General features: G+C 46.3%; 9 protein-coding genes and 1 tRNA gene. 7 read left to right on the plus strand and 3 right to left on the minus strand.

The genetic code is table 11. From position 1 onward, the window contains the following. Window position 1 precedes the first annotated feature (1 nt). Together AB4Z08_RS06315 and AB4Z08_RS06320 are read left to right on the plus strand one after the other, a co-directional pair. Complete coding sequence (locus AB4Z08_RS06315) at window positions 2–1126, plus strand: sensor protein KdpD (RefSeq protein ID WP_441572888.1); 1125 nt, start codon at window positions 2–4, stop codon at window positions 1124–1126. Further along, on the plus strand, window positions 1123–2832 hold the full coding sequence (locus AB4Z08_RS06320; protein ID WP_441572889.1) for an ATP-binding protein: 1710 nt from the start codon (window positions 1123–1125) through the stop codon (window positions 2830–2832). Before AB4Z08_RS06315 ends, AB4Z08_RS06320 begins: the two co-directional genes overlap by 4 nt. On the opposite strand, the gene AB4Z08_RS06325 is transcribed toward AB4Z08_RS06320, so the two are convergent. Next, the gene (locus AB4Z08_RS06325; RefSeq protein WP_441572890.1) at window positions 2823–5768 is read right to left on the minus strand and encodes a PAS domain S-box protein; all 2946 of its coding nucleotides are present in this window, start codon (window positions 5766–5768) and stop codon (window positions 2823–2825) included. The two genes, AB4Z08_RS06320 and AB4Z08_RS06325, sit on opposite strands and share 10 nt — an antisense overlap. A gap of 284 nt (window positions 5769–6052) precedes the next feature. On the opposite strand from AB4Z08_RS06325, the gene AB4Z08_RS06330 reads away from it, so the two are divergent. Further along, a complete protein-coding gene (locus tag AB4Z08_RS06330; RefSeq protein WP_441572891.1) occupies window positions 6053–6757 on the plus strand; it encodes a porin family protein in 705 nt (234 codons plus the stop codon). Between the two features lie 117 nt (window positions 6758–6874). Here AB4Z08_RS06330 and AB4Z08_RS06335 read toward each other — a convergent pair whose 3' ends face one another. Continuing rightward, on the minus strand, window positions 6875–7651 hold the full coding sequence (locus AB4Z08_RS06335; protein WP_441572892.1) for an enoyl-CoA hydratase-related protein: 777 nt from the start codon (window positions 7649–7651) through the stop codon (window positions 6875–6877). 23 nt (window positions 7652–7674) lie between these two features. Beyond that, the gene (locus AB4Z08_RS06340; RefSeq protein ID WP_441572893.1) at window positions 7675–9702 is read right to left on the minus strand and encodes a prolyl oligopeptidase family serine peptidase; all 2028 of its coding nucleotides are present in this window, start codon (window positions 9700–9702) and stop codon (window positions 7675–7677) included. A 113-nt stretch (window positions 9703–9815) separates the two neighbouring features. Between AB4Z08_RS06340 and hflX the strand changes: the two genes are divergently transcribed. The 4 genes from hflX (at window position 9816) to AB4Z08_RS06360 (ending at window position 13276) form a co-directional block, all read left to right on the plus strand. After that, a complete protein-coding gene (gene hflX, locus AB4Z08_RS06345) occupies window positions 9816–11006 on the plus strand; it encodes a GTPase HflX (protein ID WP_441572894.1) in 1191 nt (396 codons plus the stop codon). Beyond that, entirely contained in the window at window positions 11006–11347 is a 342-nt protein-coding gene (locus AB4Z08_RS06350) for a Rieske (2Fe-2S) protein (protein WP_441572895.1), read from the plus strand. The genes hflX and AB4Z08_RS06350 overlap by 1 nt, the downstream gene beginning before the upstream one ends. A 69-nt stretch (window positions 11348–11416) precedes the next feature. Further along, window positions 11417–13042 carry an ArnT family glycosyltransferase gene (locus AB4Z08_RS06355; protein ID WP_441572896.1) on the plus strand — a complete coding sequence of 542 codons (1626 nt, stop codon included), beginning with the start codon at window positions 11417–11419 and terminating at the stop codon, window positions 13040–13042. A gap of 160 nt (window positions 13043–13202) precedes the next feature. Continuing rightward, window positions 13203–13276, plus strand: a tRNA-Asn gene (locus tag AB4Z08_RS06360). The last annotated feature ends 132 nt before the right edge of the window (window positions 13277–13408 follow it).

A 13408-nucleotide genomic window follows, 5' to 3' on the forward strand; every position in this document is an offset into this window, starting at 1 on the left:
CATGACAGACAAAGAACACTCCGTACAGCATTTTCTTAACCTGGCAAATCGCGCCGGCAGAGGTAAGTTTAAGATATACATTGGCATGAGTGCCGGTGTGGGAAAAACATATCGCATGCTGCAGGAAGCACATGCCATGTTAAGAAATGGGGTGAACATCCAGATAGGTTATATCGAAACGCATGGGCGTGTGGAAACACACGCCCTGCTGGATGGTTTACCCCAGATACCCCGCAGACAGGTATTCTATAAAGGAAAAATGCTGGACGAGATGGATCTCTCCACCATATTATTACTCGCGCCAGACTGGGTAGTAGTAGATGAGCTGGCGCATAGTAATATTCCCGGTTCTAAAAATGAAAAGCGCTGGCAGGATGTGGTAGATCTGCTGAATGCCGGTATTAACGTGCTTTCTGCCGTAAACATTCAGCACATCGAAAGCATAAACCAGGAAGTGAAATCCATTACCGGCGTGGAAGTACAGGAGCGTATTCCGGACCTGGTGCTGCAAATGGCAAACGAAGTGGTAAATATTGATCTTACCGCCGATGAGTTAATTACCCGTTTGAAAGAAGGTAAGATCTATGACCGTTCCAAAGTAGAAAGCGCCCTGAGTAATTTTTTCCAGGCAGATAAAATCCTGCAATTGCGGGAACTGGCACTGAAAGAAGTAACCACACAGGTAGAAAGGAAGGTGGAGTCGGAGATTCCACGTAACCTGCAAATGCGCCATGAAAGCTTCCTGGCATGCATTTCTACTAATGATGAAGTAGCCCGGAAAGTGATTCGTAAAACAGCCCGGTTGGCTGCTTATTATCATGCAGACTGGTTTGTATTGTATGTGCAGGTGCCTGGAGAGAGTTCTGATAAAATAGCGCTATCTGCCCAACGTCATCTTATTAATAACCTGAAGCTGGCTACAGAGCTGGGTGCTGAAGTAATACAGGAGCATAATGCCAAAGTTTCAGAAGCTATCATTAACATTGCATTACAGAAACGGGTCACTACCATTTGTATGGGAAAGCCGCATATCAGTCTTTTTCGTATCATTTTGCGCACTAACCTGTTTAACCAGTTATTAAAAACGCTTTCTTCCAACGATATTGACATCATCATATTATCATGAGTAAGTTCAGATTAAAAACAAAGATCACCCTGGGGGTATTGTTCCTCTACATCATGCTGTTGGTGGTGAGCATACTTGGTTATTACTATCTGAACCGCCTGAATGAGAAAGCAAAATTTATCCTGAAGGATAACTACGAATCGCTGGAATACTCTAAGAATATGCTGGTGGCGCTGGAAGATTTGCCAAAACACCGGGATGCTGCTATGGCCGCGTTTTCCGGCAATCTGAAAAAGCAGCAGGCGAATGTGACAGAACGGGGCGAGAAGGATGCTACTACAGAAGTAACCCGCATTTTTGAACTGTTACGTAAAGATACCACCACAGATGTGGGCGCCATTAAAAAAAGCATCTATACCATCATGGACCTTAACATGGCTGCCATTGTTGGTAAAAATGAAAAAGTGAAGAAAACAGCGGACAATGCGTTAATGTATATCGCCATTATCAGCGGCGTTTGTTTTTTACTGGGATTTACTTTTGTGTATAACTTCCCCGGTTATATTGCCAATCCTATTCATGAACTTACAGAAGGAATCAAAGGTATTGCCAATAAGCAATACAGTAAACGGCTCTATTTTACCTCCGGTGATGAATTCGGGGATCTGGCTACGGCGTTTAATACCATGGCGCAGCGCCTGGACGACTATGAGCACAGCAATCTTGCACGTATTATGTTTGAGAAACAACGTGCAGAAGCGGTGATAGGCAGTTTGAAAGATGCCACTATTGGATTTGATGTCAATAACATTATTCTGTTTGCCAACACGCAGGCGTTGCAATTACTGAGTATGCAGGAAGGAGATGTAATCGGACAGCCTGCTGAAATAGTGTCTAAACGCAATGACCTGTTACGTTTCCTGGTGAGTACCCAGGAGAATGCACCACTCAAAATTGTAGTAGATGGCAAGGAGTGTTTCTTTACCAGGGAAACAACAGATATGCAGCATGAAGGGAAGCGTATAGGCTACGTAGTGATACTCCGTAATATTACCTCTTTCAAAGAGCAGGACATTGCCAAAACGCATTTCATTGCCACTATTTCTCATGAGCTGAAAACCCCGCTGGCAGCATCTGACTTTAGTATTAAGCTGTTGGAAGATGAAAGGACAGGCACGCTCAGTACCGAGCAGAAAGAACTGGTAGACAGTCTGAAACAGGACAACCGGCGCATGATAAAAATTGTGAGTGAGCTGCTGGATTTGTCGCAGGTAGAAAGCGGGAATATACAGTTGCAACCCCAGCCGGTAACCGCATTGAACATTGTGCAATACGCCATGGATACGGTCCAGAAACAAGCCGCCCAGCGGGAAGTAGTTATTCGTACAGACGTTCCAGATAGTTTGCCCAAGGTATTGGCAGATGTGGAGAAAACAGCCTGGGTGCTCGTGAATCTGCTCACCAACGCCATCCGCTATTCCGCTCATGGCGCTGCTATTGACCTGGTAGTGACCAGCACAGGCACTGACATGGTTTCTTTTGTGGTGCAGGATTATGGGAAAGGTATTCCGGTAGCCTTCCGGGGCCGGATCTTTGAGCGGTTCTTCCAGGTGCCTGGCATGAAAGGGCATAAAGGCAGCGGGCTTGGCCTGGCTATTTCCAAGGAATTTATTGAAGCACAGGGTGGTATTATCGGAGTAGATAGCGAAGAGAATAAAGGCAGTCGTTTTTACTTTACATTACCGGAAGCTAATGTTCAGCATTGATCTATATGTTCTTTAATCAGGTGTGCATGTTTATAATAGATCTGCATGATTTCTGTGAGGCGAGGTAGAATTGTATCCAGGTTTTCTTCGAGTCGGGCATCCCGTTCTATGGTATAAGCTACGTTGGAAGCCTGTTGCAGGCCTGCCACGTTAAGGTTAAATTTCATCTGATGTGCCAGCATATATAGTGGTTGCCAGTCCTGTTCATCTACCAGGGTATTCATCTCTGAAAACTTTTTAGGAATGCTGTCGAGCAGGTCTTCCAGCAGGATTTTCACATGTTCTTTTTCACCCGACATCATCTTGTACACCGTGGAAAAATTCAGGGCACTGGGCGCCGTTGTTTCTGCTGCGGTTTTTGTTGACACTTCCGGAACCCCCTCTCCCAGCCCTTTCAGGATTTTGTGAAAAAGATCTTCTCTTTCAAATGGTTTGGAAATATAATCGTTCATTCCTGCCTCTATACAACGTTCCTTTTCTCCTTTCATGGCAGAAGCAGTCATGGCAATGATGTAGGTTTGAATGCCTTTCTGACGTATTGCCTGTGTGGTTTGGTATCCGTCCATACCGGGCATCTGAATATCCATGATGATGCAATCATATGATTTGTAATCCACCATTTCCAGGCCTCCTTTGCCGCTGTTCACCACATCTGTTCTGGCGCCGGCGTTGCGTAGCGTATGAAATACCACCTGTTGATTAATTTCATTATCCTCTACTACCAGTATCGTTTTTCCGTGAAGAGGTTTGTCTATATGAATGAGGTTTCCCTTCTCATCCTTATTGATGATTTCGCCTTTATTCCTGGTGAAGGGGAGTTCAAAATAAAAGCAGGCGCCTTCATCCAGCTGGCTATCCACATGAATAGATCCATGTTGCAGCTCTATCAGCTCTTTGCTGATGGCGAGTCCCAGGCCGGTGCCGCCAAATTTTCGTGCGTTGTCGGTATGTGTTTGTGAGAAACTTTTAAAGATAAGGTCATGTTGTTCCGGGGCTATACCGATACCGGTATCTTTTATTTCAAAGCCCAGTTTAAGTGTAGCTGCTGCTTTATTTTCTTCTACGAGGGATACCTTCATCATTACCTTTCCGTGGTGGGTGAACTTGATTGCATTTTCTACGAGGTTGGTCAATATCTGGTTCAGTCTTATTTCATCGCCCAGCAGGTAGGTGGGAACTGCGCTGTCGATTTCATCAAAGAAGGAAAGTCCTTTTTGTTGGGCTTGTAGTTTCAGCGGGAACAGAGCGTTGTCGATGACCTCGTATACATCAAAGGGCTCGTGTTGCAGATGTAGTTTACCGGCTTTTATTTTAGAGAAGTCGAGTATTTCGTTGATGATGACCAGCAGGTGACTGGCAGACGTTTTAATGGCGCCTGTATATTCCAGCTGGGAAGGTGTTAGCTGGTGTTGTTGCATGAGCAGGTTGGTCATACCAATGATACCGTTCATGGGTGTACGAATTTCGTGGCTCATGTTGGCCAGGAACATTTCCTGTGCGTTAATGGCTTCCTGTGCCAGGGCGTTGGCGTTTTCAACGGCTTTGATATAATTGGCTTTTTCTGTGAAATCCTGTCCGATGCCGCAGATGCCGATCATTTCGCCATCTGCATTACGCAGCGGGAATTTGGTGATGAGAAAATGGTATTCTATACCATTTACCGTGATGATATCTTCTGCTTTTACTCTTGCTTTTGTGGCCAGTACTTCCTGGTCCAGAGGGGCATAACGGGCAACCCAGTCATAGGGTAGTTCCGCATCTGTTTTGCCGATGACATCTTTTTTGGCTACGCCCATCATTTCCGTAAAGCGGTTATTGACCAGCAGGTATTTGCCGGGCATATCTTTTATGAACATCATGGAGGGCATATAATCCAGAATGGCATCCAGTCGTTGTTGCAGGTACATGGGTTGGTCATCGTTTCTTTTTTCCCTGTCTATGTCCCGGACGATGCATTGAAATTCTTTCACTCTGCCGTCTTCCCCATAGATGAGGGCGGCCATTTGTTCTACCCACTTTTTGGTGCCTGACCGGGTGATGATTTCAAATTCCTGGAAGGTGTAGTCATCGCCGGTTTTCACCTGGTTCATATAGAATTCTTCCAGCCGGCGGTGGGTGTCTTCATCGAGGAACAGGGAATAATGTTTGCCTATCAGCTCTGTGGCGGTGTAGCCGGTCATTTCGGCGGCGCGTTTGCTAACGGAAGTAAAGATGCCGTCTACCTGAGATTTGAACAGGATAAGTTCTGTTTCTTCTGCCAGCCGCATAAACGACTGTTCTCTTTTATAGAGGCGGTTGGTTCTTAGTTTCAATTTGAGGAAGAGCCGGTATATGTAGCGGGATTCTCCCAACAGCAGAATAAGGGTAAAGAAGCTGATGATGATTGTTGTGAGGAAGGAATACCAGGTGTATAGATTGTCGTTGTCTACCCGGGCAACGAGTTTACGCCGGTTTTCCCCGAGATATTCCGTTACCAGCTTCATGAGATTGATCCGTAAGTCGTGTCCTTTTTCCGCGGTAATGAGCTGTTTGGCGAGTGCCGGCCGGGTGGCGGCTGTCGTAAATATTTCGTTGTTGTAGGCGATTTTTTCCAACATCACGGTTTCCAGGCTGGCCAGTATTTTTTGAGAGGCAGTATCATTTTCCGAATTATCCCTGATGTTTTTCAGCGTGTTTTTCATGCTATCCGGTAATCCGTAGCTGCTGGCCGGCATGGTGGTTTTATCCATGATCAGCATATCGCGGATGGCGTTGGTATAGCTATTATCCATCATGGCAATACTCCTGACCCTATCGATCATAGCATTGGTTTGTACCATCAGCTCAGAAGCGCTTTTACTCCTTTTCTGCACTATCCAGGCATAGTATACAAATCCGGCGAGTGCCATAAACACTACCAGGACCAGTACCAAAACTGTATTTACAATTTTTTTCATGCGTAGTTTTTCAACGACTCATTAAAAGCATTGGCAGGGGTTATGACCTTAATGAAGGATTATTTATTCAAATTAGGATTTTTTGCGGCAATATTGTTGTTCATCTTGTTCAGTATGGACAGGGGCTATCAGGAAAAGTTTATAGGGGGCAATATCACTTTTTCTGTAACTTTCGACATGGGAATGTATAATACGGAACATGTTTTTGCAATATTTTAACCAATTGTGTTACAATCATTCCATTATATTTGCCTAATATTCTTTTTCCTAAGTATGTATATTATATGAAGAAAATAATTTTTACCCTTGGTCTGATAGCTGTTTCTATTGGAGTTTTCGCGCAGGATGGTGGCTCACCGATGAATAAGGCGGTTAATAAGGTTACCCATTCCAACGACTTTTTGATGATACAGTTATCTTACGATGGCTGGGCAGGTTCGCCTGATAGTATTAAGACCGGCCTGAACAGGGGTTTTAATGTGGCCTTGATGTATGATTTCCCGTTTAAGAAATCCAAACTAAGCATGGCAGCAGGTTTAGGGATAAGCACGAGCGGTATCTACCTGAAAGATCATAGTATGGATATAACAGGAGAGAAGATTAAAAACCAGGCTTCTTTCCCTAGTTCTACTGCCAAAAAGAATAAAGTAGCTACTACTTACCTGGAAATTCCGATTGAATTACGGTATCGTAGCGTGCCAGACAACGCCAATAAAGGTTTCAAAGCCGCGATAGGTGTGAAAGTGGGCGCCCTGGTGGATGCGCATACTAAAGATAAAATTACAGGCCCTAATGGCAGCAAGCAGATTGAGAAGGAGGCTAACCGCGGATTCTTTAACCCATGGCGCTTTTCAGCAACTGCCCGTGTAGGTTACGGTAACTTCGCCCTGTTTGGCGCTTATTCCCTGAACCCATTGTTGAAAGACAATAGCAGCGGTAACCTGGATATCAGACCTTACTCTATTGGTATCTGCCTGAGTGGATTATAATTAAGCTGAAGGCGTAAAGCATAAAGCAAAAAGCTATTAAAGCGAATGACCAGAGCAAAGAATATAATTTCGCTCTGGTCATTCGCTTTAATAGCTTTTTGCTTTATGCCTTCTGCTTTATGCTCCTTTAAATATGGGTTTTCGTTTCTCCAGAAAGGCTAATATTCCTTCCGCATTATCGGCCGAGTTACCGGCTATTTCCTGGCAATATGCCTCGTAGTCGAGTACTGCGTCCAGGTCTTCTGTCATTCCTTTTGTCAGCATTTTCTTCATCAGCGCAATCGCTTTCGTAGGTGCGGCGGCGTAATAAGCAGCTTCGGTGTGTACAGCGGCATCCAGCTGGGCGGCCGGTACTACTTTGTTGACCAGTCCCATTTGCAGTGCTTCCGGCGCTGTAATTTTAGTGGCTTTGGTGGCCAGTTCAAATGCGCGGTGGTAGCCTACTGTGCGGGGCAGAAAATACGAAGAGCCGGAATCCAGCACCAGGGCGATGTTCACAAATATTTCAATCATGGTGGCTTCTTCGCTGGCAATGATCATATCACAAGCCAGTGCGATGGAGCATCCGGCGCCAGCCGCTACCCCATTGAGCCGGCAGATGACCGGCTTGGGCATGTTGCGGATGGCGCGTATAATAGGATTGTAGCGTTTGTGGAGCGATTCGCTTAAGTCGCGCTTTCCTGACTCCATAGATGCCTTCAGGTCTTGCCCGCTGCTGAAGGCTTTCCCCGCTCCTGTCAGCACCACCACTCTCACGGAGGAATCCTTTTCTGCCTTTTTTAATGCGTCCTGCAGCTCGTAGCTGAGCGGATCGTTGAATGCATTGTATACTTCAGGTCTGTTAAGTGTGATGGTAGCAATACCATCCTGGATATCCATTAATAAAGCCGCCATGATAGCTGGGTTGTTTTGGTGATTTACAGGGTTTCTTTCAGCCAGTTAAAGAATTCGCGTTGCCATGCGATGCCGTTTTGAGGTTTCAGTACCCAGTGGTTTTCTTCAGGGAAGTAGAGCAGTTTGCTCTTGATTCCTTTCAGCTGTGCCAGCTGGAAAGCCTGTAAGCCTTGTTCAATAGGCACGCGGAAGTCGATACCACCTTGTATAATGAGGATAGGCGTATTCCATTTGCCGGCATATTCGCTTGGGTTGAAATGTTTGAAGCCGTTGGCATTAGCCGGATCCCAGTAAGCGCCGATATCCCAGTTGGCAAACCAGAGTTCTTCAGTAGTACCATACCAGCTTTTCAGGTCAAAGAGACCGTCGTGGGCAATGAAGGATTTGAAACGATTTTCGTGTACGCCCGCCAGCATGTATACAGAATAGCCGCCGTAGCTGGCGCCTACTGCGCCTAAACGGGATTTGTCTACATAACTTTCTTTACTCACATCATCAATGGCACTCAGGTAGTCTTTAATGGGTTGTCCGCCCCAGTCCTTACTGATAGATGCATTCCACTCTACCCCATGTCCTGGCATCCCTCTTCTGTTAGGTGCTACCACAATGTAGCCCTGAGAAGCCATCAGCTGGAAGTTCCAGCGATAGGAATAAAACTGGGATACGGGAGACTGTGGGCCGCCCTGGCAATACAGCAGGGTTGGATATTTTTTAGCAGGGTCAAAGTCCGGAGGGAAGATCACCCAGGTGAGCATATCCTTGCCATCCGTGGTTTTTACCCAGCGCTTTTCAATTTTGCACATGCCTATTTTGTCGTAGGTCGCTTTATTGACGTTGGTAAGCGCCGTCACAGTGCCTTTCTGCAGATCTACCGTGAAGAGTTCCGCAGCATGGTTCATATCAGTACGGGATACTACCAGGGTATTACCGCTTTGCGCGAGCATATCATTGATATCGAAATCACCGGTAGTGACCTGACGTATATGCTTTTCCGTTGTTTGGGCGATGTTTTTCTGCAGGGTGATTTCCAGTACCTGTTCCGTACCTTTTATAACGGCGAGGAAATATATTTTTTTGCCATCGTTGCTGAAGCGGGTCGCGCCGGCAGTGCCATCCCAGCCTTTGGTAAGATTGGTGATGGTGCCGGTAGCACGGTCCATGATGATCACATCATTTTTATCTGCTTCGTAACCATCGCGGGCCATGCTTAGCCAGGTAATGTACTTGCCATCCTGGCTGAAAGCGGGTGCCACATCGTATCCCATCATGCCCTGAGAGAGGTTGCGGGTGCTTTTGGAATCGAGATTAAATTCGTAGATGTCGGTATTGGTGCTGAGGGCGTAATCTTTCCCGTATTTCTTCTTTGTTACATAGAGAATACTTTTCCCGTCCTGGCTCCAGATCATGTCTTCAGGGCCACCGGAGGGTACCTGCGGGCAGTCATACGGTTCATCTGCCATAATATCTACAGGCGTACCTACTTCCCCGTTATTATACGTAGCATAAAACACATGGGAGAAGTTGCCATCTTCCCAGGTATCCCAGTGACGGTAGTTGAGGTTATCATAGATCTGTACGTTGGATTTCGGGAGATCGGCGTAATGATCGACGCCAGAGATCTTCTTTACTTTCACTTCTTTCGAAAACAGGATATGCTTACCATCGGGGGAAATACGGATGTTTTGCATACCGCCTTCCACATTGGTTTTCTGTACCGGATCGGAGCCATCGGCATTCATTTCATACCATTGGCCTTTCAGGGAGAAGCCAATTTTATTGCCTGGCAATATGGCTACATCGCCTTCTGCACCTGGTGTTTGGGTGAGTTGCTTTGGTGTACCGCCTGCGAGCGGGATGGCATAGAGGTTTTTTTCTCCCTTATTCTCGGTCATATTGATCTGGGAAACGCCGTAGATAACGGTTTTGCCGTCAGCACTTACCGCTTCTCCACTCACCCGGCCCAATTGCCATAGCAATTCGGGTGTCATTTTATCCTGGGCTACTGCCATAGTTGATATTAATAGTCCTGTCAGTAAAAATGGTTTATACATGATATAGATGGGTTGTTTTGGATCGGGTAAATGTAGGAAGAAAAGGGGATTTTACGGGGTCCGCTAAATGGCGAGCAAATTCTCTGTAAATTTGCTGCAAATTCAGAAATAACTTGATTGAGAAAAAACAAGTAGTAGAAAAAGAAGAAAGAGCCGTCATCGTTGGTGTTATCACCAAGGACCAGACAGAGCGCCAGGTAAACGAGTTCCTGGACGAGCTGATGTTCCTGGCAGAAACAGCGGGTGCTCAGGCCGTAAAACGCTTTACCCAGCGACTGGCACATCCTGACAGGGCTACCTTTGTAGGTAAGGGAAAGTTGGAAGAAATACATCAGTTTGTTGCAGGCAGGAATATTTCACTGGTCATATTTGATGATGAGCTGACCGGCTCTCAGATAGCCAATATAGAAAAAGTGTTGAAGGTAAAGGTGATAGACCGCAGTGATCTTATCCTGGATATTTTTGCCCGCCGCGCCCGCACTGCACAAGCAAGAGTGCAGGTGGAACTGGCACAGTACCAATACATCCTGCCACGTTTGCGTGGTATGTGGAGTCACCTGGAAAGACAGGGAGGCGGTATTGGCAGCAGGGGACCTGGTGAAACGGAAATCGAAACAGATCGCCGTATCGTAAAGGATAAAATAGCGCTGTTACGCAAAAGACTGGAAGACATCGACCGGCAATCGCTTACCCAGCGTCAGGAACGGGGTGAATTTATTCGTGTGGCGCTGGTAGGTTATACCAACGTAGGTAAAAGCACCATCATGAATTTGCTCAGCAAAAGTGAGGTATTTGCCGAAAACAAACTGTTTGCCACCCTGGACACCACTACCCGTAAGGTAGTTTTTGACCAAACGCCTTTCCTGCTCAGTGATACGGTAGGATTTATCCGCAAGCTGCCCCACCACCTGGTAGAGAGCTTCAAATCCACGCTGGACGAGGTGCGCGAAAGCGATATCCTGATCCATGTGGTAGACATTTCCCATCCGCAGTATGAAGAGCAGATTGAAGTGGTTAACCGCACCCTGCAGGAGCTGAAAGCCTTCGAGAAGCCCACCATCATGATCTTTAACAAGATGGATCTGTATGAGGCCAACACCTTTGACCAATGGCTGGAGCCAGAAGTAAAACAGGATATCCTGAATAACCTGAAACAACACTGGGAAACAAAGACCCAGGGCAACTGTGTATTCATTTCCGCGCTGGAGAAAAGGAATATTGAAGAGCTGCGTAAAACCATCCTGGATAAGGTATCGCAGCTGTATAAGGAGCGTTTCCCTTATAAAACTGAATTCTTCTACTAATGGCCAAAGAATATTCCTGGTATAAATTAGAAGAAGGCCGGCTGCCATTTGCGGAGAAAGAAATCAGTGTAATAGAGGTAAATGGGAAAAAGATTTGCTGTACCCTGCACGAGGGACGGCTTTTCGCCTTTGCATATAAATGTCCGCATGCCGGTGGCATTATGGCCGATGGGGTGATAGATGCCGCCGGTAACGTGGTTTGCCCGTTGCACCGCTATAAATTCAGTCTGAAAAACGGCTATAATAGCAGCGGCGAAGGCTACTACCTGAAAACCTACCCCATAGAACAGCGTGAAGACGGCCCCTGGCTGGGTATGGAGAAAAGCGGCTGGTTCTGGTAAGCAATTATCTTTCTGTTAAAAGTGATATGTGTGTTTGAAGTAACCGGTATATGCCTGTAACTTTTCGTCATGCTGACAACACCTACAACGCGCAGATTTATACTTACGGAACAACAGGTATGGCTGCTGATAACAGCCATGGTTATACTGTTGCAGTTCAGTGCACTGTTTGTACCTATCCTGGAGCCTGATGGCGCACTTTATGCCGGTATTGCCAAAACCATGGTACTGAAACATGACTACTGGAATCTCTATGCAGATGGTCATGACTGGCTGGATAAACCCCACTTCCCTTTCTGGATGGCTGCTATCAGCTTTCAGCTCTTCGGCATTCACACCTGGTCTTATAAACTTCCTGCCATTCTTTTTTTGTTGATGGGCGCCTGGTATACTTATCGGTTTGCACTGCTGTTATACGATGAAAAGGTGGCCCGCTGGGCAGTTTGCATCCTGCTAACCGCCGAGCACCTGGTGATTTCCAACAACGATGTCCGGGCAGAGCCCTATCTCACGGGATTGATCATAGCAGCAGTCTATCATTTTTATAAGCGGGGAATCCTCCTGGGAGCCGTTTTTACGGCTTGTGCCATCATGACCAAGGGTTTGTTTGCCCTGGTGCCTGTTTGCGCCGCAATTGGGGGGCAAATGCTGTTTACCCGTAACTGGAAGGAACTGCTTCACCTGCGCTGGCTCCTGGCGCTGCTGCTCATCGCTGTATTCATCACCCCTGAGCTATACGCCCTGTACCGGCAGTTTGACCAGCATCCGGAGAAAACTGTTTTTGGTACCACCGGCGTGTCCGGGCTGCGCTTTTTCTTTTGGGACAGCCAGTTTGGCCGTTTTATGAACACCGGCCCCATCAAAGGCTCCGGTGATCCGTTCTTCTTTTTCCATACCCTGTTATGGGCATTTCTGCCCTGGTCAGTGATGTTATACGCGGCGGTTATCATCTTCATAAAAAATTGGAAACAACAAAAGGAATACTACTGCATATGCGCCGCCCTGGCCACATTTGCCCTGTTTTCCCTCTCCCGCTTCCAGTTGCCCCATTACCTGAATATTATTTTTCCTTTTTTTGCCATCCTCACCGCACAATACATTTTATCCCTGCACAGCAGCAAAGGGCTGAAATTTTTCCGGATCACACAATACACGATTATCATCCTGCTGGCGGTTGGCGCAGTGCTCATAGACCTGCTCTACAAGCCCGCCATGCATTATGCCTGGCTGCTGCTGGCAGCATCTCTCTGCCTGCTGTATCTCCTCCTCCACTATTGGCTGGATAAATCCACTAAACAAGCGGTGTTTTATCGTACTATTTCCATCAGCATCCTGCTGAATTTATACCTGAATACGATCTTATATCCCGATATGATGCAGTACCAGAGTGGTAGTACCGCTGCTGTGTATGCAAATACCTATCTCCCCGGACGTAGTATTGGTTTCTATTATGCCAATTCTTATGCCTTCGATTTTTACCTGGAGGCGCCGGTGCTACGCCCCGACTCCGCTATGCCGGGCGTTGTATTCACTACGCCAGAGGGGACAGCTGCTTTGCAACAGCAAGGATATACCTGCACCGTTCTTAAATCATTTCCGCATTTTTATGTGAGCAAACTGGATTTACCATTTGTCCGAAAGGTGACACGGGCGGGTGCTTTAGGGGAAAGACAGCTGGTAGCCGTGAAAAAATAATTTTTTTTATTTTGCCAGGAATGCTGTGTGGTGGCTGAATATGCTGGATTTATTTTCTCTTTTGAGTGGTTTTTTTGAAAAAAAACAGAATAAGATTTTGCAAAAATAAAAATTTACCTATTTTTGCAATCCCAAATCGCGTAAACGATGAGGGCAACACTCCTCCTTAGCTCAGTTGGTTAGAGCATCTGACTGTTAATCAGAGGGTCTCTGGTTCAAGTCCAGAAGGGGGAGCAAAAAGAATCATAAAGATTCTAAATGAGTTAAAAACCTGCGCTTCATGCGCAGGTTTTTTTTATGGCTTTTTTATCAGTTTTTTTCCTCCCGCGCAACTCCGGATCATGTTGATCCGCCACTCCCAGTTCA

The organism is Chitinophaga sp. RAB17, assembly GCF_052114225.1.
In the GTDB taxonomy this organism is placed as follows: Bacteria; Bacteroidota; Bacteroidia; order Chitinophagales; family Chitinophagaceae; genus Chitinophaga.